The 23,451-nt window shown below is 53.9% G+C and carries 25 protein-coding genes, 2 tRNA genes and 1 pseudogene; 17 read left to right on the plus strand and 11 right to left on the minus strand.

Going from position 1 to position 23,451, the window contains the following annotated elements:
* Positions 1-8: 8 nt before the first annotated feature.
* The 6 genes and pseudogenes from M1D91_RS14630 (at position 9) to M1D91_RS14655 (ending at position 3,284) form a co-directional block, all read left to right on the plus strand.
* Positions 9-416 carry a hypothetical protein gene (locus M1D91_RS14630; RefSeq protein ID WP_437431379.1) on the plus strand — a complete coding sequence of 136 codons (408 nt, stop codon included), beginning with the start codon at positions 9-11 and terminating at the stop codon, positions 414-416.
* Positions 417-487: 71 nt separating this feature from the next.
* Positions 488-625 (plus strand): annotated as a pseudogene (locus M1D91_RS14635) (RHS repeat-associated core domain-containing protein); the annotation flags it as partial.
* 905 nt (positions 626-1,530) lie between these two features.
* Positions 1,531-1,965, plus strand: coding sequence for an RHS repeat-associated core domain-containing protein (locus M1D91_RS14640; RefSeq protein WP_457975815.1), 435 nt, complete (start codon positions 1,531-1,533; stop codon positions 1,963-1,965).
* Positions 1,966-2,141: 176 nt separating this feature from the next.
* Complete coding sequence (locus M1D91_RS14645) at positions 2,142-2,480, plus strand: hypothetical protein (protein ID WP_437431381.1); 339 nt, start codon at positions 2,142-2,144, stop codon at positions 2,478-2,480.
* A gap of 80 nt (positions 2,481-2,560) precedes the next feature.
* Positions 2,561-2,758 (plus strand): hypothetical protein, encoded by a 198-nt coding sequence (locus M1D91_RS14650; RefSeq protein ID WP_437431382.1) that lies wholly within the window; start codon positions 2,561-2,563, stop codon positions 2,756-2,758.
* A gap of 199 nt (positions 2,759-2,957) precedes the next feature.
* The gene (locus M1D91_RS14655; protein ID WP_437431383.1) at positions 2,958-3,284 is read left to right on the plus strand and encodes a hypothetical protein; all 327 of its coding nucleotides are present in this window, start codon (positions 2,958-2,960) and stop codon (positions 3,282-3,284) included.
* Between the two features lie 133 nt (positions 3,285-3,417).
* Here the strand turns inward: M1D91_RS14655 and M1D91_RS14660 are convergent, their stop codons facing one another.
* Positions 3,418-3,651 (minus strand): SymE family type I addiction module toxin, encoded by a 234-nt coding sequence (locus tag M1D91_RS14660; RefSeq protein WP_437431522.1) that lies wholly within the window; start codon positions 3,649-3,651, stop codon positions 3,418-3,420.
* Positions 3,652-4,251: 600 nt separating this feature from the next.
* Here M1D91_RS14660 and M1D91_RS14665 point away from each other — a divergent pair.
* Positions 4,252-4,440, plus strand: a complete 189-nt coding sequence (locus tag M1D91_RS14665; RefSeq protein WP_437431384.1) for a YjfB family protein — start codon at positions 4,252-4,254, stop codon at positions 4,438-4,440.
* Positions 4,441-4,542: 102 nt separating this feature from the next.
* On the opposite strand, the gene ldtA is transcribed toward M1D91_RS14665, so the two are convergent.
* Positions 4,543-5,481 (minus strand): L,D-transpeptidase, encoded by a 939-nt coding sequence (ldtA, locus tag M1D91_RS14670; RefSeq protein ID WP_437431385.1) that lies wholly within the window; start codon positions 5,479-5,481, stop codon positions 4,543-4,545.
* A 180-nt stretch (positions 5,482-5,661) separates the two neighbouring features.
* On the opposite strand from ldtA, the gene acuR reads away from it, so the two are divergent.
* The 4 genes from acuR to M1D91_RS14690 all read left to right on the plus strand — a co-directional run bounded on the left by acuR (position 5,662) and on the right by M1D91_RS14690 (position 10,729).
* Complete coding sequence (gene acuR / locus M1D91_RS14675; RefSeq protein WP_437431386.1) at positions 5,662-6,366, plus strand: acrylate utilization transcriptional regulator AcuR; 705 nt, start codon at positions 5,662-5,664, stop codon at positions 6,364-6,366.
* Positions 6,363-7,340, plus strand: coding sequence for an acrylyl-CoA reductase (NADPH) (gene acuI, locus M1D91_RS14680; protein WP_437431387.1), 978 nt, complete (start codon positions 6,363-6,365; stop codon positions 7,338-7,340). The genes acuR and acuI overlap by 4 nt, the downstream gene beginning before the upstream one ends.
* 135 nt (positions 7,341-7,475) lie before the next feature.
* Positions 7,476-8,930, plus strand: a complete 1,455-nt coding sequence (locus M1D91_RS14685; RefSeq protein ID WP_437431523.1) for an AMP nucleosidase — start codon at positions 7,476-7,478, stop codon at positions 8,928-8,930.
* Between the two features lie 35 nt (positions 8,931-8,965).
* The gene (locus tag M1D91_RS14690) at positions 8,966-10,729 is read left to right on the plus strand and encodes an aminopeptidase P family protein (RefSeq protein WP_437431388.1); all 1,764 of its coding nucleotides are present in this window, start codon (positions 8,966-8,968) and stop codon (positions 10,727-10,729) included.
* A gap of 153 nt (positions 10,730-10,882) precedes the next feature.
* Here M1D91_RS14690 and M1D91_RS14695 read toward each other — a convergent pair.
* The 3 genes from M1D91_RS14695 to M1D91_RS14705 form a co-directional block, all read right to left on the minus strand.
* Positions 10,883-10,958 (minus strand) — tRNA-Asn (locus M1D91_RS14695).
* 111 nt (positions 10,959-11,069) lie between these two features.
* Positions 11,070-12,503: an EmmdR/YeeO family multidrug/toxin efflux MATE transporter gene (locus M1D91_RS14700; RefSeq protein WP_437431524.1), complete on the minus strand. Its 1,434-nt coding sequence runs from the start codon at positions 12,501-12,503 to the stop codon at positions 11,070-11,072.
* 88 nt (positions 12,504-12,591) lie between these two features.
* A complete protein-coding gene (locus M1D91_RS14705) occupies positions 12,592-12,684 on the minus strand; it encodes a DUF5951 family protein (protein WP_437431389.1) in 93 nt (30 codons plus the stop codon).
* A 6-nt stretch (positions 12,685-12,690) separates the two neighbouring features.
* Here M1D91_RS14705 and M1D91_RS14710 point away from each other — a divergent pair.
* A tRNA-Asn gene (locus M1D91_RS14710) sits at positions 12,691-12,766 on the plus strand.
* 253 nt (positions 12,767-13,019) lie between these two features.
* Here M1D91_RS14710 and clcA read toward each other — a convergent pair.
* Positions 13,020-14,399: a H(+)/Cl(-) exchange transporter ClcA gene (clcA, locus tag M1D91_RS14715; protein ID WP_437431525.1), complete on the minus strand. Its 1,380-nt coding sequence runs from the start codon at positions 14,397-14,399 to the stop codon at positions 13,020-13,022.
* Between the two features lie 200 nt (positions 14,400-14,599).
* On the opposite strand from clcA, the gene M1D91_RS14720 reads away from it, so the two are divergent.
* A complete protein-coding gene (locus tag M1D91_RS14720) occupies positions 14,600-14,932 on the plus strand; it encodes a gamma-glutamylcyclotransferase family protein (protein ID WP_437431390.1) in 333 nt (110 codons plus the stop codon).
* 64 nt (positions 14,933-14,996) lie between these two features.
* Here the strand turns inward: M1D91_RS14720 and M1D91_RS14725 are convergent, their stop codons facing one another.
* The 3 genes from M1D91_RS14725 to M1D91_RS14735 all read right to left on the minus strand — a co-directional run bounded on the left by M1D91_RS14725 (position 14,997) and on the right by M1D91_RS14735 (position 17,723).
* Entirely contained in the window at positions 14,997-16,022 is a 1,026-nt protein-coding gene (locus M1D91_RS14725) for an LLM class flavin-dependent oxidoreductase (protein ID WP_437431391.1), read from the minus strand.
* A gap of 215 nt (positions 16,023-16,237) precedes the next feature.
* A complete protein-coding gene (locus M1D91_RS14730; protein ID WP_437431392.1) occupies positions 16,238-16,690 on the minus strand; it encodes a hypothetical protein in 453 nt (150 codons plus the stop codon).
* 148 nt (positions 16,691-16,838) lie between these two features.
* A complete protein-coding gene (locus M1D91_RS14735; RefSeq protein WP_437431393.1) occupies positions 16,839-17,723 on the minus strand; it encodes a LysR substrate-binding domain-containing protein in 885 nt (294 codons plus the stop codon).
* 100 nt (positions 17,724-17,823) lie between these two features.
* Here M1D91_RS14735 and M1D91_RS14740 point away from each other — a divergent pair, with 100 nt between their 5' ends.
* Genes M1D91_RS14740 through M1D91_RS14750 form a run of 3 tightly spaced genes read left to right on the plus strand, consistent with a single transcriptional unit; the run spans position 17,824 to position 19,018 of the window.
* Entirely contained in the window at positions 17,824-18,132 is a 309-nt protein-coding gene (locus tag M1D91_RS14740; protein WP_437431394.1) for a carboxymuconolactone decarboxylase family protein, read from the plus strand.
* On the plus strand, positions 18,132-18,521 hold the full coding sequence (locus M1D91_RS14745) for a tautomerase family protein (RefSeq protein WP_437431395.1): 390 nt from the start codon (positions 18,132-18,134) through the stop codon (positions 18,519-18,521). The genes M1D91_RS14740 and M1D91_RS14745 overlap by 1 nt, the downstream gene beginning before the upstream one ends.
* Positions 18,518-19,018: a DUF4865 family protein gene (locus tag M1D91_RS14750; protein ID WP_437431396.1), complete on the plus strand. Its 501-nt coding sequence runs from the start codon at positions 18,518-18,520 to the stop codon at positions 19,016-19,018. The genes M1D91_RS14745 and M1D91_RS14750 overlap by 4 nt, the downstream gene beginning before the upstream one ends.
* Before the next feature lie 570 nt (positions 19,019-19,588).
* Here the strand turns inward: M1D91_RS14750 and fusA are convergent.
* The gene (fusA, locus tag M1D91_RS14755; protein WP_437431397.1) at positions 19,589-21,691 is read right to left on the minus strand and encodes an elongation factor G; all 2,103 of its coding nucleotides are present in this window, start codon (positions 21,689-21,691) and stop codon (positions 19,589-19,591) included.
* 158 nt (positions 21,692-21,849) lie between these two features.
* On the opposite strand from fusA, the gene M1D91_RS14760 reads away from it, so the two are divergent.
* A complete protein-coding gene (locus M1D91_RS14760) occupies positions 21,850-22,164 on the plus strand; it encodes an ArsR/SmtB family transcription factor (RefSeq protein ID WP_437431398.1) in 315 nt (104 codons plus the stop codon).
* 220 nt (positions 22,165-22,384) lie between these two features.
* Here the strand turns inward: M1D91_RS14760 and cobT are convergent, their stop codons facing one another.
* The gene (gene cobT, locus M1D91_RS14765) at positions 22,385-23,443 is read right to left on the minus strand and encodes a nicotinate-nucleotide--dimethylbenzimidazole phosphoribosyltransferase (protein ID WP_437431399.1); all 1,059 of its coding nucleotides are present in this window, start codon (positions 23,441-23,443) and stop codon (positions 22,385-22,387) included.
* Positions 23,444-23,451: the final 8 nt, after the last annotated feature.

Here is a 23,451-nt window from a genome sequence, read left to right on the forward strand (position 1 = left end):
GGTTGCTTATGATTAATTCACCTGAAGAGTTTATAGAATTAAGAAATAGTGATACTTTCGTCAAATACAATAGAGCCAGCACAGAGGAAGCACCCATTTCGGTATGGAATGAAATCATTGCAAAAAATCCAGAAATGAGAGTTTGGGTGGCAAGGAATAGAACTATTCCTAGAGAAATAATAGGTCGTCTTTCAAAAGATAACGATCCTTTAGTACGGGATGCAATCTGCTCTAAATACCCACTTGACATAGATATATATCTTTTATTTTCTAGAGATTTAGATGAGGGTATTAGAACAAGATTAACATATAACAAAGGGTTACCTCTCGCTATTTTAAAAGAGATGTCTGAAAACGATCCTAGCGATTTTGTAAGATCTCAATCCTTGGATAAGTATAACCAACGGGTATCTTGAAATAGTAAAAAGCCGGGAGGAATATTAAATCTTCCCGGCTTATTTTTCTTTACCCGCCGCTGTTCAGCCCACTAAACAACCACCGCTTCCGGTACTATGATTGCGATACCGGGCAGTATCTGAGCGCGGACCCGGTGGGGTTATTGGGTGGGGTCAATCCGTACGGGTATGTGACAAATCCGCTGAGGTGGATTGACCCGCTGGGGTTGGTTTGTGTATGTATTCAGCCAGGTGGCAAAACCCCATATGATCGTATATTTACAGAGCATGGAGCGATAAGAGCGAATGAGCGTAATTTCACTTCCGACTTAGTTGATAGTATCATAAATAATAACAAAGCGAAAAGGGTTAAAGAAATTGATAAACAAACAGGCAAACCTGTCTGGCGCTATCAAGATAAACGAGGAAATACAATCATTACGGATGAATATACAAAAAAAATTATAACTGTATATTCTCACCCCAAAGGCACGAATGATGGTTCTTACATTCCGAAACAGAGGTGAAACATGTTTTGTGAAAAAATTAAAAATATAAATCTTATAACCGATCCAGGCATTTATTTTGAGATAAATGATTTCTTTTCATCTCAAAGTGATATTAATAATGTGGATATTGAAATAAATGAGAATGCATATATTGTTACATTTTCGATCGCCAAGAATAACATGCCAAAGTTGAAAAATATATTAACCACATTTGTTTCTTTCATTCAACACCCTCATCTAACTTGCTATACACGAACTATTGTTAATGAAAATATAACATATGAATTAATCACAGCCGACGAGGAATTAAATGGGTTTTATTGCGAACTAAACATCAAGGTTGAAAAAGTATAAGTAATCAGAACTATCTAAAGAGAAAAGCGAAAACGTTTAGCGTAATAATTCCCAAGATGAAAATAGAGCAGGAGTAGAATTCTCACCTATCCCTTCGGATACGTCGGAAACGATTAGCGACCCGCTGACAACAACAGTAATGCCCGTACGGCGGGAATCTCCCAAGCAAGACCCAACCAAGTCAATGGAAATGATTAGTGTATATATTTATTGGAACAGTGTAAAAGGCACGCTACGAGAAGGGGCAACTGCTTTATGCCATCACGGATACGGTGGGACGCATTCAGGAACTGCTGACCGAAGATGGCACCCTCGTCTGGCGGGGTAAGCAACAGTTATGGGGCCGGGAGGAAGGCCGCCAGAAAGACGGTGCCCCCACCTGCCGCCTGCGCTTCCCCGGCCAGTACGACGATGACGAGTCGGGGTTGTTCTATAACCGCTTCCGGTACTATGATTGCGATACCGGGCAGTATCTGAGCGCGGACCCGGTGGGGTTATTGGGTGGGGTCAATCCGTACGGGTATGTGACAAATCCGCTGAAGTGGATTGATCCGCTGGGGTTGACTAAAATTTTAACTGAGGGCTCAGTTTATCGGATGGGAAGTGGTACTGATTCAAATTTAACGCCACGTCCCGGTAAAGATACAAATACAGGATATCAACAACTATCGAAAAACCAAATGGGAAATATCAAACGCTTAACGTAAAAGTTCTCAATGAGAAAGGATTAGATATAGTTCAGGATGGTAAAAATCATGCTTCGGAAAGACCCGCAAACGATCCCGATATGTCAAAACTGAGAAAATGGGCTGAAACCCGTGGCACGGATAGAATATCGCCATTTACAAGGACAATAAAAGATTCATGTGGAGCCTAGTTTTATATGAACATACTTATTTTCAAAGAATTATGCACTTTGAAAGAAAAATGCAAACATCATTTCATTAAATCTATATCGATCGAGGTTAAAAATATAGATTCAAACTCAAAATTTTATTTTAGCATATTGATCACCGATACTTTAAAAGATGACATTGCATATGATGAGATAGTTATTGAAATATCATCAAGAGATGGAATAATTTATCACGCAGACCTTTCAGACTCATCAGGTTACATTTATATAGAAAAAAATAATATAGTCAATAAACACTTGCTGACTGATTTTGTTAGAAGGGCAGAAGAACAATTTGCCAATATTCAAAAGATATTAACAAAGTAAAACGTCATTTCCCTGCCAAGTTATGAAAGCACCTGCCGGAACACCAGACCTGGCAGTGCACGAACCGGGGCAAACCCGGTATGGACTTTCACTGGAACGGCGACCAGATGGTGGAAGAAATCCCGGTCACCCCGGACGGTACGCCGGACCATCAAAACACCATCCGCTGGATATACGAGCCGGGCAGCTTTACGCCACTGGCACGCTACGAAAAAGGACAAAAAATCGGCTGCCTGAAGGCAAAAACGGTGACACGGGTCCAAAAAATGGTATTTTAAATAAGACAAATCCAGAAACAGGCACATTACAGCAATCCAGACGATACGATGAGAATGGGAAGCCTGTTAAAGATATTGATTATGGACATGATCATGGCGCAGGAGATCCTCATGCACATGATTGGTCATATTCATCACCAAAAGCACCTAATAAAACAAGAGGTCCAGGAAGACCATTAGATCCAGGAGAATCAATATAATGTGTAATGTGGATCTACATGATGCCATTATTACTGGTGTCAAATCTAGGAATGAAGGTAACAATCTGATAATTAGCGTTAAAACAGAGGCAGGAGCATCTTACGAAGTCATATTCAGTAATATATATGACTGGGTGCTTACGCCATTCGAAAACCAAAACATTATATTTTCCATAGAAAAATACACAGTAATTCCTAAGTGGGTATCGGATGAATACGGACTCATGGATAATATACCTAGTGGAGTGTTTATTTTTGTCATAAATTCTAGTTGTGGAATGAATGGTTTTATATTTTCAAAGGAAATGAATATCAATAAATTATAGCGCATAAGGGATTTAATCTTAAGTTCGATATTTCTAAAATATTTGATAGAGTAAAAGCCGGGTAGGAAATTAACTCTTCCCGGCTCATTTTTTATTTACTCGCCGCCGTTCGATCCACTAAACAACCGCCCCCTTAACCCCCCTCCAGCACCTGATAAAGCTGTTCGCGCAGCGCCTGCACCTCGTCGCAGTCGGCGATCAGCACGATGCACCCCTGCGAAATCCGCACCGTCACGCCGCGCCCGGTGTCAAAGCCCGCCTCAGCCAGCCAGTCGCTCTTAAAGTGCAGGCCGGGTCTTTGTGAGTAACAGGCCAGCCGGGTTCGGTGGAAACCCTCAACGGCAGGCGGACTGCGTACCGTTACGATGCGCAGCAGGATTATGTCGCACAGCGCACCACTGCCGGTATCACGGAGCATTTCAGCCGTGGTCTGATGGGGGAGCTGAAAGCGTGGCAGATAGCAGACCATGCCCCGCTGAACTTTGAACACGACCTGCGCGGTCAGGAAATCCGCCGGGCCAGCGCCGCCGGGTTTGACCAGCGGCAGGGCCGGACGCAGACCGGGCTGGAAACACCGGACGGCGATCGATGGGAGTACAGGTACGACCCGTTCGGGCTGCGTAAAACAGTAGACCGCCGTAAACGTCACTATCCAGAATGAACAACCACACCAGGCCACGACACTCACAAAAGCAACCAAGTAGTCGACGTTATTACCTTAATAAGTCTTACTTCCTGATTTAACAAAAGTATACAGCCACTTAACGGCAAAGACGCTTCACGTAAAAGGAGTCTGATTTCACGAGCCCGCTCTATAATTTAAGGGTGTTGCATTCCGGCCAACAGCAGTCTGCTCGACACTGCATTCCCCTCCCCTTTGGCCTAAAGTTTTTGCTGACAGCGCCGATAATTCAGTGAGGCTCTGTCCTCACGCTGTTAATTTTTTCTTAACAACAGGATGATCGAAATGGATAGCTCGCAGATCGTATCATTATCAACCAGTCTTAATTCCTACCAGCTTAACAGTCAGGTAAGTACGCTGGTTCTGAGAAAAGCACTGGACGCACAGGAGTCGGCCGCCGTTGATCTCATCAACCAGATCCCGCAGTTGCCTTCAAATCCGGCTATTGGTCGTAATATCAATACTACCGCCTAGTCAGGCTTGCCCGATGGCGCGCAACATCTGATGATTTGAACCCTCTGGCAAAACATGACAGCAAGCCCGCCGTTAATCTCAGCGGGCTTTTTTGTGCCCTGCTTACAGCAGGCGGGAAGATGTGGCGGGCAGGCTCAAATTCACCGGCATGCCGGAACGGCGTTCCAGCACGTCATTCGCCTGATTGAGGTCAACATCGTCAGCGTTAATCACAGCACGTACTGCCGGTGTTATCGACAACGGAACTTTCTTATCTGATTCAAACTCTGCACGATTGCGTGACAAAGGTTCATGGACCTCCACCCAACGACTGCCATCGGGTTCAACGGTTGCCTTCACCGACTGATCGATAATCTGCACCCGTGTGCCTACCGGGACATTATCAAACAGATATTTTATGTCTTTAGCCCGTAAACGTATGCAGCCCTGACTGACGCGCAGCCCGATACCAAAGTCAGCATTGGTTCCATGAATAGCATAGAGCCGGCCAATATAAATAGCATAGAGTCCCATCGGATTATCCGGTCCGGCAGGCACCATCGCAGGCAACGTAATTCCCTGTTTCGCATACTCACGACGCGTGTTAGGGGTCGGTGACCAGGTTGGCCCTTGCTGTTTACGCTCGACGGTCGTCACCCAGTTGCGCGGGGTTTCACGCCCGGCCTGACCGATACCAATCGGCAGTACCTCGACCGTGTTTCCCCCTTTCGGGTAGTAATAAAGACGCATTTCCGCCACGTTGATCACAATGCCTTCACGCACCGTGGCCGGCAGAATAAGTTGCTGCGGGATGGTCAACTGCGTTCCGGCTTTAGGCAGAAAAGGATCTACTCCGGGATTGGCCTCCAGCATATTGCTCAACCCCTGTCCGTACTGCGCCGCAAAAGCTTCAAGGGGCTGAATGTTTCCAGCAGGAACAGTAATAACCTGCGTGCTTCCCACCAGTCGGCTCCCTTCCGGCGGAAGCGGGTAGCTTACGGCCAGCGCACTCTGACTGGCGAACAGAATAAAAAGTCCATAAAACAGTTTCATACGACGCATGATTTCCTTTCCTCAGACGCGACGGGCGTAACCTAAGCATAGCGGTTTTTACTTATTTTCTCGCTTAACCGTATAAGTAGCGGTTTTAGCCGGTGCCAGCATGGCATTGAACTACGCCCCTTGCGTGCAGTTTCAATCCAGCGTAGGCTTACAGCCAATTAAAACCGATCGGTCTAAATTATGAGTCGTGAAACACTCCCAGTGCAGAAACCCCGTCGTGGAAGGCCGCCTAAGGTCGAACGCGAATTTACCGACACCCGGCAGGAGCTGATTCGTTCCGGGCTTGCGGTGCTGACGGAAACGGGGTATCTGTCTGCCGGTATTGAGGCGGTGATTAAAAACATCGCGGTACCGAAGGGATCGTTTTACCACTGCTTTAAGAGCAAACAGGAATTTGGCCTGGCGGTACTTGCCGCCTACGGCACCTACTTTGCGCATAAACTAGACAAACACCTGCTCAACAGTGACATGCCACCGCTCGACAGAATGACGGCATTTGTTCTCCATGCGGGACAGGGGATGGCGAAATATCAGTTCCGTCGTGGGTGCCTTGTGGGCAACCTGCTGCAGGAATCGCCGCTTCTGCCCGACGAATTCCCCGTACAGCTAAAGGCCATTCTTAACGAGTGGGAAACCCGTGTCGCCCGCTGTTTCACCCAGGCGCAGTCACAGGGTGCTATTGCGCCCGATGCCTCGCCTGAGAAACTGGCCCGTGTGTTCTGGACAGGCTGGGAGGGCGCGGTAATGCGCGCAAAACTCTGCCAGTCTGCCGATCCGCTGAACCAATACTGGGAGTTCTTTTTGCACAGTATTACTAAAATAACACCTGCACAGGACGGCCCCGACGCCGAAAATCACACTCAGACGAGGAAAACTCCGTCATGAAAGCTTTAGTTCTGGAACAGACTGAAAACAAAACCCTGGCAGCCGTAAAAGAAATCGCCCTGCCTGCTCTTGCCGACGGCGATGTACTGGTCGACATCGACTGGTCCAGCCTTAACTATAAAGATGCTTTGGCTATTACCGGCAAAGGTAAAATCATTCGCCAGTTCCCGATGGTTCCAGGCATCGATTTTTCCGGCATCGTCAGCGAAAGCCGCGATCCGCGTTTTGTAGCAGGTCAGCCCGTGCTCCTGACCGGTTGGGGCGTGGGTGAAAACCATTGGGGTGGACTGGCAGCCCAGGCCTGCGTGAAAGGCGACTGGCTGGTCAGCCTGCCGCAGACGCTCAGTGCCCGTAACGCAATGATCATCGGTACTGCGGGCTTCACCGCCATGCTGTGTGTCGATGCGCTGGTAGAAGCAGGCATTAAACCTGAAAGCGGCAACGTTCTGGTGACGGGTGCCAGCGGCGGCGTGGGCAGCACGGCGGTGGTACTGCTGAAAGCGCTGGGCTATACCGTTGTCGCCGTCAGCGGGCGTGAATCCACTCATGATTACCTGCGACAGCTGGGGGCAGACGATATCCTGTCACGCAGCGAGTTTGAAGAGACCCGACCGCTGGAAAAACAGCTGTGGGCCGGTGCTGTCGATACTGTCGGTAACAAAGTGCTGGCGAAAGTGCTGGCACAAACGCAGTATCGTGGTTGTGTCGCAGCCTGTGGTCTGGCGGGCGGTTTTGAACTGCCGACCACCGTGATGCCGTTCATCCTGCGTAACGTGCGGCTACAGGGTGTGGACTCCGTAATGGTGCCCACCGCCGAGCGTGCTGCCGTCTGGGAACGTCTGGCAAGCCTGTTGCCGGCGAGCTATTACCAGCAGGCCGCCACCGAAATTGAACTGGAACAGGCGCCTGCCTTCGCAGCCGACTTCCTGAGCAATAAAATCCAGGGTCGTACGCTGGTTAAAATCAACGGCTAATTTACCCTCTCCGGTATGGCATTCGTCATACCGGAACCTCAGGCCAATCCTAAAACCTGCTCTGCTCTTTTTGTTTCACAAAGCTGTGACATACTGTTGTTCACAGCCGCACACCCGTGGAACAAGGAGTACATGATGGATAATAAGGGTGCCAATCTGACCCCTGAAGAGGCGCTGGACCAACTGGAAGCGCTCTATGACCAGTCTGTTAATAATCTTCGTGATGCCATTGGCGTTTATATCGAAACCGGTTCGCTTCCTTCCCCTGAAGCCCGAATTAAAGGCCTGTTCGTATACCCTGAGCTTTCCGTCAGCTGGGATGGCAGCGCGACCAATCCAACCAAAACCCGTGCCTACGCGCGTTTCACCCATGCCGGTTGTTACACCACGACCATCACCCGTCCGACGCTGTTCAGACAGTATCTTCATGAACAGTTAACCCTGCTCTGCCAGGATTACGGGGCACAGATTGAAGTGAGGCTTTCTGCCCATGAGATCCCCTACCCGTACGTTATTGACGGTTCGGAGCTGACCCTCGACCGCTCCATGAGCGCCGGGCTGACCCGCCATTTCCCGACCACCGAGCTTGCCCAGATTGGTGATGAAACCGCAGATGGCCTTTTTCATCCGACCGAGCTCTATCCGTTGTCACACTTTGATGCCCGTCGGGTAGATTTTTCCCTGGCCCGCCTGCGTCATTACACCGGCACGCCGGTAGAACATTTCCAGCCGTTTGTTCTGTTTACGAACTACACCCGTTATGTGGATGAGTTCGTGCGCTGGGGATGCAGTCAGATCCTCGATCCTGAAAGTCCCTACGTCGCGCTCTCCTGCGCCGGGGGCCACTGGGTCACCGCCGACACCAACGCGCCGGAAGAAGCTATCTCCGATCTGGCGTGGAAAAAGCATCAGATGCCCGCCTGGCACCTGGTCACCGCCGACGGACAGGGCATTACGCTTATCAACATTGGTGTTGGTCCCTCAAATGCGAAAACTATCTGCGACCATCTGGCGGTTTTACGCCCGGATGTGTGGATGATGATCGGCCACTGTGGTGGCCTGCGCGAAAGCCAGTCGATTGGCGATTACGTGCTGGCGCATGCTTACCTGCGCGACGACCACGTACTGGATGCGGTGCTGCCGCCGGACATTCCCATCCCGAGCATTGCCGAAGTACAACGTGCGCTGTACGACGCCACCAAAACAGTGAGCGGGATGCCGGGTGAAGAGGTAAAACAGCGGCTGCGCACCGGCACCGTTGTGACCACCGATGACCGTAACTGGGAGCTGCGTTATTCCGCCTCTGCGCTGCGTTTTAACCTCAGCCGTGCGGTGGCGATTGATATGGAAAGCGCCACCATCGCCGCCCAGGGTTATCGCTTCCGCGTCCCTTATGGCACGCTGCTGTGCGTTTCCGATAAGCCCCTGCACGGTGAGATTAAACTACCCGGTCAGGCTAACCGTTTTTACGAAGGCGCAATCTCTGAACACTTGCAGATTGGCATCCGGGCTATCGATCTTTTACGTGCCGAAGGTGACAGGCTGCATTCGCGTAAACTGCGAACGTTTAACGAACCCCCTTTCCGTTAATCACGATGACAATAAAAAAATAAAGAAGGATTTTTATGCAAAACCCAACCCCTCTTACCGCATTGCGGACGCTGCTGGCGGCCATGGATGTCGACGGTATGATTGTGCCGCGTGCAGATGCATACCAGAGCGAAGACTGTGCCCCTCATGATGACAAACTCGCCTGGCTCACCGGTTTTACCGGCTCTGCGGGCCTGGCGCTGGTGCTGCGTGACCGGGCGCTGATCTTTGTTGACGGACGCTACCAGGTTCAGGTGCGTAACGAAGTGGATACTAATGATTTTGAGATCCACCATCTGCACAACGAACCGCTGCCCGAGTGGCTCAATACCTTCCTGCCGGCGGGAAGTCGCATTGCCTTTGAACCTATGCTAATGGTGAACAGCCAGTTCACTGCGCTTGATGCCACCCACTGCGAACTGGTCGCGCTGAGCGAAGATCCGTTCAATGCTATCTGGCTGGATCGTCCGGCACCGCCGTGCGGGACGATTCATGAGATGCCGGTCGCGATAAGCGGAGAAAGCAGCAGCGATAAACGGCAGCGGATTGCTGCCGTGCTGGCAGAAAAAGGAGCTGATCTGCTCGCCATTACCCAGCCGGATAACATCGCCTGGCTGCTGAATATTCGTGGTTCAGACGTGGCGATGAATCCGATCGCGCACTCCTTCGCCCTGCTCAGCCGCGACGGTGAACTTGAGTGGTTCGTTGATCACGCTAAAACGCACAACCTCTCCGGGACGCTGAAATCGTCGCTGCGACTCTCTGCCTGGCACAATTTTCTGCCGCATTGCCAGCAGATTGCGCCGGGGAAAAAAGTGATGCTGGATGGCGACGGCGCACCGGTCGCGCTGCGCTTTGCTATTGAACAACATGGCGGGGAGATCCTCTGGCATGCCGATCCCGTTACTTCCATCAAAGCACACAAAAACGCCGTTGAGCTAGAGGGCTACAGAGAGTGTCATCGTCAGGATGGCGCAGCATGGGTGAACTTTCTGGCCTGGCTTGCCGATGAAGTGCCGACCCGGGAGGCCGCAGGCCAACCGCTGACGGAGCTTGAAGCCCAGCAGAAACAACTCTATTTCCGCCAGCAGCAACCCGGATTTATTCAGCAGAGTTTTCACACCATTTCGGCGTCTGCCAGTAACGCCGCCATGTGTCACTATCACTCAAGTGAGGCGACCAACACCGCCATTACCGGCGCGAATTTTTACCTGAACGATTCCGGCGGGCAATATCACAACGGCACCACAGACGCCACGCGTACCCTCTCATTCAGGACATTGTCAGAGGCACATCGTCTGCACTATACCGCCGTACTGAAAGGCTTTTTATCGATGCTGACGCTGCAATTTCCAGGCGGTACTCAGGGGCACCAGATTGATGCCTTCGCCCGTCGTGCCCTGTGGGAGTTAGGTCTGGATTACGACCACGGCACCGGACATGGTGTTGGACACCAGTTGTTGATCCATGAACAACCCCAGCGAATTGCCAAAAAGGTGAATCCGTGGCCACTGGTCGCCGGCAACATTATGACCATCGAGCCGGGCTATTATCTTGCTGACCATTATGGCATCCGTATAGAAAATCAGGCCGAAGTAGTGGAAAGCCGCCCGGGTTTTTGTCGTTTTCGCTCTCTGACACTTATCCCTATTGATTTACGTCAGGTTGAACGTGCGTTGCTCAGTGAGCAAGAGATAGTGTGGCTCAATGATTACCATCACCTGGTGCGGGAAACCCTGATGCCGCTGGTGGACAGTAACGCACGCGCCTGGCTGACGGCCGCAACGGAACCCTTTTAACGGTTGAGCCTTACTTTCACCCTGTAGTGCCCTGGCGTTACAGGGTCGTATCGCCCGAGGCTGCGAGGATCTTGCCCGACCAAACAGTGGCGAGCATCCGAAACCAGAAAGCAAAAAGCCTGCTTAAGTTTCCTTAAGCAGGCTTTTCAAATTTGGCTCCTCTGACTGGACTCGAACCAGTGACATACGGATTAACAGTCCGCCGTTCTACCGACTGAACTACAGAGGAATCGTGTGAACGAGGCGCATATTAACGATGGCTCCCGCCCTTGTCAAAGGCTGTTTTCACAAAACCGTTCGTTTGCCGATTTATTCTCCACTCTGTGGGAAAATGAAGCGGTTACGTCTGATCGCGCGGGATTTTTGGGTATTTCCACAGCCAACGGCCACTTACCATTCGCCAGTAAAAGAGCGCACCGCGTACCGCCCAGTCGAGCACCATGCCAAGCCAGACGCCCACCACGCCCATCCCGAGCATGATCCCAAGGGTGTAACCTGCAACGACGCGACAGCCCCACATCCCGAGCATTGATACCCACATAGCAAAACGGGCATCACGCGCCCCTTTCTGCCCGGCAGGCAGAACCCATGAAGCGGCCCAGATGGGCATAAACGCGGCGTTAAGCCAGAGGAGGGTCTTCACGACCTCTTTCACATCCTCTTCATGGGTATAGAACGAAGCCAGTAGCCCGGCAAAAGGTGCCGTGCCCCAGGCTATCAGCGTAAGCACAATCGTCGACAGCCAGAACACATGGCGCAGCTGCCGCTCAGCTTGCCCTCTTTGCCCTTTGCCCAGACGTTTACCGGTAATAATGGTGGATGCCGAGCCAAGGGCATTACCCGGCAGGTTAATCAGTGCGGCGACTGAGAAGGCGATAAAGTTGCCCGCGATAACGTTAGTGCCCATCCCCGCCACGAACATCTGCGTCAGCAGTTTCCCGCCGTTAAACAGCACCGATTCGATGCTTGCCGGGATACCAATTCCCATCACTTCCCAGATAATGGCGAAGTTAAGCGGTTGGAAGTAACTTTTCAGGCTGATGCGTAGCGCCGGATTAAAGCCAATCATCAGCACCCAGATAATGGCTATTGCACCAATGTAGCGGGAAATGGTCAGCCCCAGCCCTGCACCGGCAAACCCCATACCCGGCCAGGAGAAAAGGCCATAGATCAGCACGCTACTGATAATAATATTGAGGATGTTCATCCCCCCGTTAATCAGCAGCGGAATTTTCGTGTTTCCGGCACCACGCAGCGCACCGCTGCCAATCAGCGTAATGGCCGCCGCCGGATAGCTCAGCACCGTCAGTTCGAGGTAGGTGAGCGCCAGCGCCTTCACCTCAGGAGTGGCTGCACCAGCAATAAAATCGATGATTTGCGTACCAAAGGCATGGATCACCGCCGCCAGCAGCACGGCAAAAATGGTCATGATCACCAGCGACTGTCGCGCTGCCGCCCTTGCCCGGCGTTTGTCGAGTTTACCGAGGCTAAAGGCCACCACCACTGTGGTCCCAAGATCGATAGCGGCAAAAAAAGACATCACCACCATATTGAAGCTGTCCGCCAGTCCGACGCCAGCCATAGCTTCTTTCCCCAACCAGCTCACCAGGAAGGTGCTAAGCACGCCCATCATCAGGACGCAGGTATTTTCAAGGAAGATCGGGACAGCCAGCGGGGTGATTTCTCGCCAGAAAAGGACTTTATAGCTCTTGCGTTTGGCGTACCAGGGCGTGCGCATGACGGCCTGGCGTATTGGGGCGACGACGTTCAAAATTGACCTTAACGAGAAAGATGAAACTTCATTTCAAATGATGGGGGAGAAAAGCTGATCCTGCAAAGCATTTCCAAAAAATTGTAGGTAATTACAGCAAAGTGACGGGAATTGCGCCAGTTGCACCACGGGAACAGAAATGAAGTTTGACAAAAGTTTTTTCGCCGCTAAGATACGACTCCACACCGATTCCTCTGTAGTTCAGTCGGTAGAACGGCGGACTGTTAATCCGTATGTCACTGGTTCGAGTCCAGTCAGAGGAGCCAAATTTAAAAAGCCTGCTTAAGGAAACTTAAGCAGGCTTTTTGTTTTGCTCGCGCGAGGCACCCCACCTTTTGTCCTGATAAAGGGCAATCTCACCCCCCACGCAAGTTCCTCAGCGCGAGGGTAACAGGCGGCCAGGGTGTGCCTGTCGCTGTGTCACCCCCGCAAAGCGCCAGCTTTTTTCCCCTGAGGCGTTGAGACAGTAAAAGGGCTTACGCTGACTGCACGCAGCGGGCTCAGGCAGACACCTGAGCGTTACCGGGTCGCGTCTCTGGCTAACGTGCGCGCAAGGATGGAGGAATATAAGGGTTTTCCTCCAAGGAATTGTGCCAGCAACGTAGCCCCCAGACAGGTGATAATCATGGGCAGAATTAACTGGTAGTTATCTGACATCTCCAGCACCAGCACAATGCCCGTGAGGGGTGCCCTGACGGAAGCCGCAAAGAGCGCCCCCATACCGGCTATCGCAAACGTACCGGCCTCAAGGCCATAAGCAGGAAACAGATCCGAGGCCCCGACGCCATAAGCGGTTCCCAGCACGGTGCCTAATGCAAGCATGGGCGCAAATATGCCACCAGGCGCCCCCGAACAGAAGCACAGCAGTGTGGCCAGCAAACGCACCAGGAACATCACAATGAGGGCGTAAAGGGTAAAATCGCCTTTCGCCACATCTGGTATAAGCTCAAAGCCACCGCCGGTACCTGGGGTATAAAAGAGCGCCAGAATACCGCAGCATCCGCCAATAACCCCGCCAGTTGCAACAGCGCGCCAGCTGCGTCCGGCGTAAAGCCGTCCAAAAGCATCCTGAAATATAAAAACGAGGCGGTTAAATAAGACACCGATCAACCCAAATACCATGCCCAGAACGAGGTAAAGCCAGAGTGTATTCACTGGCGCGCTGGCTAACTGCCCTACTGCAATGACCGGGCTCTCGCCATTGAACAGGCGAAACACAATACTGGCCATGATCACGCCAATGAAAACGGCTTTAATGGAAATTAAGTTGTAGCGGAACTGCGGCCTCATCTCTTCTAGGATGAACAGAATGCCGGCGAGAGGAGCATTAAAGGCGGCAGCTAACCCCGCGGCCGCCCCCGTCGCCAGTAAGGAATGGCGCGCGTCGCTGTGCTTAACCCCCAGCAGGTCAGTCACCATCCTGCCGATATTGCCGCCAAGCTGTACCGTCGGGCCTTCTCTGCCCAGTACCATGCCTGCCCCCAGCGTTCCCATGCCGCCAAAGAATTTCACCGGAATAACGCGCCACCAGCGAACGGGACGCAACTCCTCCAGCGCCCCTTCAATCTCCGGAATACCGGAGCCGGAAGCTTCAGGAGCAAAACGTCTGACAAGGAAATAGCCGCCCACGGCCAACAGGCCGGAGGTAACAAACGCTATAGCCCATAACACCCACCCGCGAAAGCCGGACTCGACAAGGACACCGGCGCGTAGATGTTGAACGGCATTCACGGCGCGAAAAAAAGCCACACCAACAAGGCCAACCAGCGTGCCGACAACCGCAGCGCAGGCCAGCACCGCAACAGGCGTTCTGTCACGATGCAGCAACGCCCTGAACATACTGTTTCGGGCACGCTCGGTTTGTGGAACATGCACCTCTGAGGACTGTGGATTAATCATGAGTGGTAATGACATCTTGTTCTTAAGAGGGCGAAGATTTTATCCCGCTTTCGAAACCTGGACAAAAAAATCTCACCCTGCGCTTCGCCGTTCTCTGTAACGACCGCCCTCGCCGCGCCTGATGAAATGCTTTATTCCCCCCGGCCCTGCGCGTTATTCTCCAGCCTTTGGCATTCATTGCGCTGATCGTTGAGGGGAAAATGGAACGTTTGTTTGTATACGGTACGCTACGACCGGGGCAGGTTAATGCGCACATTCTGGCGAAGATCGGCGGCGAGTGGCAGCCCGGCTATGTCCTGGGCACCTTTTACGAGCGTGGCTGGGGCGCGGCGGCAGATTTTCCCGGCATCGTGCTTGATGACAACGGGCCGCGGGTAGAAGGTTTCCTGTTTACCTCCCGGGACCTTGAGGCGCACTGGCCGATGCTGGATGCGTTCGAAGAGGGTTACGATCGCGTCAGCGTGCAGGTGACGACCAAAGAGGGTCAGCAGCTCACCGCGTGGATTTATCAGCTCTGCCCACGCACGTTGTGATAACTGCCGGTCCTAACAAGCCCCGCAGCAGGTCAGCCTGCGGGGCGTTTTTATATACGCTTACTCAGTCGCGCCAGCCCATAGCCGGTGCCACGTGTTTCAGAATGGCGTCAATGACATGCACGTTATAATCCACCCCTAACTGGTTGGGTACGGTCAACAGCAGAGTATCCGCTTCAGCAATGGCTTCATCTCTCTTCAGCTGTTCAATCAGTTTATCCGGCTCAGCCGCGTAGCTGCGCCCGAAGATGGCCCGCGTCTTCTCATCGAGGAAGCCGACTTTATCGCTGTCACTACCGCTGCCGCCAAAATACGCACGGTCGCGGTTGTCCATCAGCGCGAAAATACTGCGGCTGACGGAAACACGCGGTGTGCGGGTATGACCGGCCTCTGCCCAGGCTTCACGATAGGCCCGGATCTGTTTCGCCTGCTGAATATGAAACGGCTCGCCGGTTTCATCGTCTTTCAGCGTCGAACTTTGCAGGTTCATGCCCAGTTTTGCCGCCCAGACCGCCGTTGCGTTCGAACCGGCACCCCACCAGATTCGCTCACGCAGGCCTTCAGAGTAAGGTTCCGGGCGCAACAGTCCTGGCGGGTTCGGGAACATCGGCTGCGGGTTCGGTCTGGCAAAGCCTTCACCGCGTAGCGTGTCCAGTAGCACTTCGGTATGACGACGCGCCATGTCTGCTTCACTTTCGCCTTCCGCAGGCTGGTAGCCAAAGTAACGCCAGCCGTCGATGACCTGCTCCGGTGAGCCGCGACTGATACCGAGCTGTAAACGTCCGCCGGAGATCAGATCGGCTGCACCGGCATCTTCTGCCATATAGAGCGGGTTTTCGTAACGCATATCGATAACGCCGGTACCAATCTCTATCTTGCTGGTTCTGGCACCAATGGCCGCCAGCAGCGGGAAGGGAGAGCTCAGCTGACGTGCGAAATGGTGCACCCTGAAATAGGCGCCGTCTGCCCCCAGCTCTTCAGCCGCCACGGCCAGATCGATGGATTGCAGCAGCGCATCCGCCGCCGAGCGGGTGCCGGACTGCGGTGAGGGTGTCCAGTGGCCAAATGACAAAAAGCCGATCTTCTTCATGGCGTTTGAATCCTTATTTTCAGGGACAAGATTGCAGACAGGCTTTATTGCCTCAGATGCCTCTACTCTACCCACTCACGGATGAGAATAAATACCTTTTGTTTAACGATAAGATTCAAATTAATTGATAAAGACACAGCTAAAAAAGCGAACGACTGCTCAGGCGTGACGGGAGAGCGAAACCGGAACTAAAGTGATGCCCTGGTTTTTGGTGCTTAACTGACGATTGCAGTTACGCCATCTTCAGTGCGTAACCACCTTGGCGCATGCATCTCTTCGGCAAAGAACCACACCAGGTCACACAGAAGCCCGCGCACCGTTTTTTCCAGCGCCGGAGGCAGAGATGCCTCATGGAGCAGTGCACTCAGCGCAAGGCAATAGTCGCAGAGTTGATCGGCCTCGGGCTCAAAGCGCGGCGTGCGTTCAGGCAGCGTATCCACGGTAAAGGTCGCCACCAGATGCGCGGGAATGGCTTCATAAAGCATCGGGCGGAGTTGAGACAGGCTGGTGTGCAGGAAGTGACAAATAACGCGTCGCTCAGCAGCGTCTTTGTTATCGATAAGCAGTGATGCGTACTCATCGCAGTCATCAGCGAGATCAATAAAGTCGGGTTTTACAGGGTGTTGAAGGGTCATTAGTGGGTAAGTCTGGTTGGGGGTCGTCGCCATACACCAGCCTCCGGAAAGAAAATAAAGTGAAGTCGTTCAGGGCTCCAGTCCCGGCACCTGCGATGAAAAGTGCGGGCACAAGATACCCTGTTAAGTTATTGACAGCAAGGGAGTTTCTGGAAGGTGACTCGCAAAATCAGAAAGGCAATCACTTCACCTGCCGGAGCGCTTCTTCCATCAGTTTTGCCAGCATTACGCGTGCGCTGTGAACCGCCTCGCCACCCTGTCGTTCCTGAAGCGTTATGCCAAGATTACCCGCAGAGGGCAGTATCGGGCCCACGCTCTGCAGGTTGTCCGGCATACCGATGCGCGTACGCAGTGTGATCCCCAGTCCCGCCTGTACCGCTGCCCGGATACCGCTCAGGCTGTGGCTGACGAACACGATGCGCCAGGGAATACCTGCTCTGTCGAGACAGGCAGTGGCGCGACTGCGCATCAGGCAGGGGTGTTCAAACATCACCAGCGGCAGGGGGTCGCCGGCGGCAAGCAGCGCGGCTACATCCAGCTCCGGATGCTGGAGCCAGATCATTTCACACTGCCCGACAAGCTTACCGGCAGGCGACGTGTGCTCCGGTTGCCAGAGCAGCGCCATGTCCAGCGTGTCGTCATCCAGCGCCGATAACAGCGCCTGGTTGCGATCTACGCGGGCGATAATGCGCAGCCCCGGATGGTGACGTCGGAATGCACCGAGGATGCCGGGCATCAAAGACTCGCCAAAGTCCTCCTGCATCCCGATGCGCACCTCTCCCTGAAGCAACTCCCCCTTCATCGCCCGCTGCGCCTCGTCGTTAAGGGCCAGCAGACGCCGCGCGTAGCCCATCAGGATCTCGCCATGATGGGTGAGTTCAAGATGGCGTCCGCGTTTAACGACCAGCTCGCTGCCGCACTGCATCTCAAGCTTCCTGAGCTGGGCGCTGACGGCAGACGTGGAACGACACAGACGGGTTGCCGCCTGCGCAAAGCTCCCCGCCTCGATACCGGTCACAAAGCTTCGCAAAGCATCAAGGTCGAGGGTTACGGGAAGTTTGTCCATAATCGTCCTGAAATGCGGGATGGTGAGTCGCGAATAATTTGATTTTCAGGATGACACTATCGCGCCAGGATGGATTTACTGTCAACACGGAGAGAGCACGATGAAACCATCCCTGGACCGAAACACACTCACCCGCGTCGCCCCCAAGCTGGCTGAACTCAGTCAGGACGTCCTGTTTAACGATATCTGGCAACGTGACATCCTTTCGCCGCGTGAACGCAGTTTGGTAACCCTCGGTGCGCTGACGGCGCTCGGCCGCGTGCAGCAAATCCCCTGGCACATTAACTTTGCACAACAAAACGGGTTGAGCCGGGAAGAGATCGCTGAAGCTTTCACTCACCTTGCGTTTTACGCAGGCTGGCCCGCTGCCGTCACCGCCCTCGGCTGCCTGGATGAGGAGCAAAGCTGATGCCCTTTACCCGAATCACCCTGCGCGAGGGGTACAGTGATGCGCAACTTAAACTGATTTCCGCCACCCTGCATCACTGTCTGGTAGAGGAATTCGCCGTGCCGCCTGACGACCGTTTTCAGGTTTTCGAAACGCTCCCGGCCCGCCAGCGCGTTTTTGATAAGCACTATAAAAGCGGCGGGCGCAGCGATGATTTTATTCAGTTTCATATTTTTGCCGGAAAACCGCGCACCAAAGCGCAGAAACAGAACTTCTTCCGTTTACTGAGCGCACGCCTGAACACGCATCTGAATATTCAGCCGGACGATGTGATGGTGATAATTCAGTTTAATACCGCTGATGAGTGGAGTTTCAGCCACGGGCACATGCTTTCTGAGGAGGCGTTATGATCGTCATGCAGTACCGTTTTACGCTGCCCGCCGATTACGATATGGCGGTGATTGAGCAGCGCATTGCCGCAAGTGGCGCGAAGCTGGACGGTTTTCCCGGCCTGCTGTTCAAAGCATTTCTCTTCTCCCGCCGGGAAGAGCCCCATATCAGTGAGAACCGTTATGCGCCGCTATATCTCTGGCAGAACGCGCAGGCAATGGCGCGCTTCCTGCAGAGCGCGGGCTTTAAAAAACTGACCGACGATTTTGGCTGGCCGGCGATCGACAGCTGGCTCGCCCTTCGTGTACCAGAGGTGGAGATGGTGAAAAAGGCGTCCTGGTTGTCACTCACAAAAATCCCGGTGCTGCCCCATGCGGATTTAGCCTCACTGCCTCTGCAAAGCCCGCTCTGCGCCTGGGATGTCAGCCGCTGGCAGTTGTTGCAGGTGGACGTGGGTGATGCACCTTTGGCAGGCCGGGAGAATTATCGTATTGGGTATGTGGCGACGGGTGCGTAGTAAAGTGATGCGCTGATATTCACCCTCACCCCGGCCCTCTCCCTGAGGGAGAGGGAGAAAAACGGGCAGAGACGCTACATCAGAAGCACATTCGTCAAAGCAAAAAAACCCGCCGCAGCGCTGAGGAAGCCCCAGTAATGTTACGTTTTACAGCGATATCACGGAGAAATGAGAATAAAGCCGTCACCGCGATGACAGTGTCCGGCTGAAAATCGATGAGGCGTTGACGGATGACCGTGGCCGCTCGCAGGGAAGCGGGCGGAGGGGATAGCCTACAAGGATCCAGGCTGGTCCCCGACCCGATAGTCAGACGACATAAGCCGAATGCACCGCGTCAGCGGCGATTTTCCTTGCCGGGAGCCCGGGTCGCCAGGGTGGTGGCGGTGAACCACCCTGGCACGTTCACGGGTTCTGTCGCTACAGACAAGCAGGGAACATAAGGTGAACGGAATGCCCACAAGCGCCGCATATTTCCCCTCACCCAGGCCCTCTCCCCAAAGGAGCGAGGGGACTTTCCGTGCGCGTATTATTTTGCAGGGATCCCTCAGTGCCGCAGCGTGGTTAGGATTGTTACGCTTTTGCACGACTGGCAATGATATCGTCCGCCACGTTGCGCGGCGCTTGCGCATAGTGATGGAACTCCATGCTGTAGGTGGCGCGGCCTTGTGACATGGAACGCAGCGTGGTCGAGTAGCCGAACATTTCGGCCAACGGCACAGCAGCACGAATAATCTGGCTGCCGAAGCGCTCTTCCATCCCCTGAACCATTCCGCGACGAGAAGAGAGATCGCCCATAATGTTCCCGGCATACGCGTCTGGTGTTTCCACTTCCACATGCATCACCGGCTCCAGAATCGCCGGGTCCGCTCTGCGCGCTCCCTCTTTGAAGCCGAAGATGGCGGCCATGCGGAACGCCATTTCCGAGGAGTCAACATCATGATACGAACCAAACGTCAGGGTCACTTTCACGTCCACTACCGGGTAGCCTGCCAGCACACCGCTGTTCATGGCCTCACGCAAGCCCTTTTCCACAGAAGGAATATACTCGCGCGGTACCACGCCGCCTTTGGTGGCATCCTCAAACACAAAGCCACTGCCCGGCTCCAGAGGTTCGAGGCTGAGCACGACATGGCCGTACTGCCCCTTACCGCCTGACTGGCGCACAAACTTGCCTTCCACCTCTTTCACCGCTTTACGTAACGTCTCGCGGTAGGTGACCTGTGGACGACCGATGTTCGCTTCCACACCAAACTCACGTTTCATACGGTCAACGATAATCTCCAGGTGCAGCTCGCCCATCCCGGAAATAATGGTCTGGCCGGACTCTTCGTCGGTTTGCAGACGGAACGACGGGTCTTCCGACGCCAGCCGCTGCAAGGCGATGCCCATTTTCTCCTGATCGGCTTTGGTTTTCGGCTCAATGGCGAGAGAAATCACTGGTTCCGGGAACTCCATGCGCTCAAGCGTGATGACTGCATCCGGGTCACTCAGGGTGTCGCCGGTGGTCACATCTTTCAGCCCGACACAGGCCGCGATATCGCCTGCCCGCAGTTCGTCCACTTCATGACGATCGTTGGCATGCATCTGCACGATACGACCGATACGCTCTTTCTTCCCTTTGACCGGGTTCCATACTGCGTCGCCTTTTCTCAACACGCCGGAATAGACGCGGATAAAGGTCAACTGGCCGACGTAAGGGTCAGTCATCAGTTTGAACGCCAGCGCCGAGAAGGGTTCATCGTCGCTGGGGTGACGTTCTGCAGGCTGACCTTTTTCGTCCACGCCCTGAATAGCCGGGATATCCAGCGGCGATGGCATCAATTCCACCACTGCATCGAGCATGCGCTGCACGCCTTTGTTTTTAAAGGCACTGCCGCACAGCATCGGCTGGATTTCGCCCGCCACGGTGCGAATACGCAGCCCATTGATGATCTCTGCTTCGTCAAGGTCGCCGGTTTCGAGATAGTTATCCATCAGCGCCTCGCTGGCCTCCGCCGCCGCCGACACCATTTTCTCCCGCCATTCTTGAGCGGTTGCCAGTAACGCATCCGGCACCGGCGCATAGCTAAAGGTCATGCCCTGAGTGGCGTCATCCCACAGAATGGCGCGCATTTTGATGAGATCCACCACCCCGGTGAAGTGCTCTTCAGCGCCAATGGGGATAACAATCGGCACCGGGTTCGCCTTCAGGCGATCAATCATCATCTGCACCACGCGGAAGAAATCGGCCCCGGGGCGGTCCATTTTGTTGACGAAGGCCAGGCGCGGCACATGATACTTGTTGGCCTGCCGCCAGACGGTTTCCGATTGCGGCTGTACGCCACCAACGGAGTCATAGACCATCACCGCGCCGTCGAGCACACGCATGGAACGCTCCACCTCAATGGTGAAGTCCACGTGTCCGGGGGTGTCGATAATATTGATACGGTGCGGCTCAAAACCTCCGTCCATGCCCGGCCAGAAGCAGCTTACGGCCGCGGAAGTGATGGTGATCCCGCGCTCTTGCTCCTGCGCCATCCAGTCAGTGGTTGCCGCGCCATCGTGTACTTCACCCAGTTTGTGGCTCATCCCGGTGTAAAACAGGATGCGCTCAGTGGTTGTCGTTTTACCGGCATCGATGTGCGCGGAGATACCGATGTTGCGATAACGTTCGAGAGGGATGGGTCGGGGCATGATGCGTCCTTAGTCAGTCTGACAATTTAAATCGCGACCGGGATGGTCGCGTGTTCGTTCGTTAAGTATAATAGTCCTATTGTACGAGTATGTTCGAACTATTTTCTTATGATTGAGCGATTGTTGATATCGCTCAACCCTATGACGCCTGGAGCCAAATGATCCCAAATCATCCCGATACCGAACAAATACTGCTGGAAAACGTCCTTTTTGCGCTGGGCAACCCGCTGCGTCTGGCGATGGTCAAGCGACTCGCCGATGGCACTGAACTGAGCTGCAATGCGTTACGCCCGGAGGAAATAGCAAAGTCCACGATGACCCACCACTGGCGAGTGCTACGCGACAGTGGCGTCATCTGGCAGCGCCCCCAGGGACGCGAAAATATGATTTCGCTGCGCCGGGAAGATTTAGACGCCCGTTTTCCTGGGCTGGTGGATACACTGCTGAAGGTGATGCGGGAGGGAAAGGCTTAGGGAATAGCGTGTTGTACTCGCCCCAATATGCTGACTCTCCCGCAATAAAAGCAGACATGAACGGTTCCCTCGCCCCTCCGGCGTGAGGGTTAGGGTGAGGGGAAACATGCGGCTCTGAGGGTTATTCCGTTCACCTTATGTTCCTTGCTTTTCTGTCACGCCAGAACCCGTGAACGTGCCCCAGGGTCGCAAAGATCGAGGGAACCCATCGCGCAGTCTGTTACTTCGTTTCCGGCAACACGATATTGCTGCTGGCAAGCGTGCCCATGTTGTTGTGCATCGCGCAGGCGGCATCCACCAGTTGCATCGCCAGCGCCGCGCCACTGCCCTCTCCCAGACGCATCCCCATATTGAGATACGGCTCCAGCCCAAGATTTTGCAGGGCAATGCGCGCCCCTTTTTCCGCCGACAAATGAGACGGAATGAGATAATCCTTCACTTTAGGTTCAATGCGGCAGGCCGCCAGCGCCGAGGCGTAAGAGAGATAGCCATCGAGCACCACCGGCAGGCCACAGGAGGCGGCTCCCAGCATTACTCCGGTCATCCCCAGCAGATCAAAACCGCCCACTTTTGCCAGCACGTCGAGTCCGTCACGGGCATCCGGCTGGTTGATGGCAATCGCCCGGCGTACCACCTGGGCTTTATGGCCGAGTTGCGATGCCGGCAGATTGGCGCCGATTCCTACTACGGCTTCTGGCTCCTCTCCTGTCAGTACGCTGACCATTGCCGCCGCCGGGGTGGTGTTTGCCATGCCAAGCTCACCCACACCAAACAGCTGAACACCCTCAGCGGCCAGTTCACGAGTATAGCGAATGGTCTCCAGCAGCAGCTCCTGCGCCTGCCCTGCACTCATCGCCGGGCCCTGCGCAATGTTGCCACTGCCGCGCGCGACCTTCATATTCACAAGCCCCGGCAGAGGGTCGCTGTCGATCCCGACGTCCAGTACATGCACTGTTGCTCCCGCCTGGGCTGCCAGCACGCAGACGCCGGTGGTGCCCTGGGTCATATTGGCCGCCTGAATCGCCGTGACGATCTGCGGCGAAATGGCGACGCCCTCATGCCAGACACCATGATCCGCGCACATCACCACAATCGCCTTCCTGCCAATTTGTGGTTTGCCGCCAAGCCCCGGCAACCCGGCAAGCTGCACTGCCAGCGACTCCAGTCGCCCGAGGCTACCCGGTGGCTTAAGCAACCCGTCGATGTGGTGTTGCGCATGAGCCATCGCATTTTTGTCGGGTGCTGGAATAGCGGCCAGTATCGAAGTCAGTGTTTGCATAGAAGTTC

It is taken from the genome of Enterobacter sp. SA197, assembly GCF_054131575.1.

Coding starts and splice junctions, on each gene's coding strand:
- M1D91_RS14630 (WP_437431379.1), top strand. CDS start 9: ATGATTAATTCACCTGAAGAGTTTATAGAATTAAGAAATAGTGATACT.
- M1D91_RS14645 (WP_437431381.1), top strand. CDS start 2,142: ATGAACATACTTATTTTCAAAGAATTATGCACTTTGAAAGAAAAATGC.
- M1D91_RS14650 (WP_437431382.1), top strand. CDS start 2,561: ATGGACTTTCACTGGAACGGCGACCAGATGGTGGAAGAAATCCCGGTC.
- M1D91_RS14655 (WP_437431383.1), top strand. CDS start 2,958: ATGTGTAATGTGGATCTACATGATGCCATTATTACTGGTGTCAAATCT.
- M1D91_RS14665 (WP_437431384.1), top strand. CDS start 4,252: ATGGATAGCTCGCAGATCGTATCATTATCAACCAGTCTTAATTCCTAC.
- ldtA (WP_437431385.1), bottom strand. CDS start 5,481: ATGCGTCGTATGAAACTGTTTTATGGACTTTTTATTCTGTTCGCCAGT.
- acuR (WP_437431386.1), top strand. CDS start 5,662: ATGAGTCGTGAAACACTCCCAGTGCAGAAACCCCGTCGTGGAAGGCCG.
- acuI (WP_437431387.1), top strand. CDS start 6,363: ATGAAAGCTTTAGTTCTGGAACAGACTGAAAACAAAACCCTGGCAGCC.
- M1D91_RS14685 (WP_437431523.1), top strand. CDS start 7,476: ATGGATAATAAGGGTGCCAATCTGACCCCTGAAGAGGCGCTGGACCAA.
- M1D91_RS14690 (WP_437431388.1), top strand. CDS start 8,966: ATGCAAAACCCAACCCCTCTTACCGCATTGCGGACGCTGCTGGCGGCC.
- clcA (WP_437431525.1), bottom strand. CDS start 14,399: ATGATTAATCCACAGTCCTCAGAGGTGCATGTTCCACAAACCGAGCGT.
- M1D91_RS14720 (WP_437431390.1), top strand. CDS start 14,600: ATGGAACGTTTGTTTGTATACGGTACGCTACGACCGGGGCAGGTTAAT.
- M1D91_RS14725 (WP_437431391.1), bottom strand. CDS start 16,022: ATGAAGAAGATCGGCTTTTTGTCATTTGGCCACTGGACACCCTCACCG.
- M1D91_RS14730 (WP_437431392.1), bottom strand. CDS start 16,690: ATGGCGACGACCCCCAACCAGACTTACCCACTAATGACCCTTCAACAC.
- M1D91_RS14735 (WP_437431393.1), bottom strand. CDS start 17,723: ATGGACAAACTTCCCGTAACCCTCGACCTTGATGCTTTGCGAAGCTTT.
- M1D91_RS14740 (WP_437431394.1), top strand. CDS start 17,824: ATGAAACCATCCCTGGACCGAAACACACTCACCCGCGTCGCCCCCAAG.
- M1D91_RS14745 (WP_437431395.1), top strand. CDS start 18,132: ATGCCCTTTACCCGAATCACCCTGCGCGAGGGGTACAGTGATGCGCAA.
- M1D91_RS14750 (WP_437431396.1), top strand. CDS start 18,518: ATGATCGTCATGCAGTACCGTTTTACGCTGCCCGCCGATTACGATATG.
- fusA (WP_437431397.1), bottom strand. CDS start 21,691: ATGCCCCGACCCATCCCTCTCGAACGTTATCGCAACATCGGTATCTCC.
- M1D91_RS14760 (WP_437431398.1), top strand. CDS start 21,850: ATGATCCCAAATCATCCCGATACCGAACAAATACTGCTGGAAAACGTC.
- cobT (WP_437431399.1), bottom strand. CDS start 23,443: ATGCAAACACTGACTTCGATACTGGCCGCTATTCCAGCACCCGACAAA.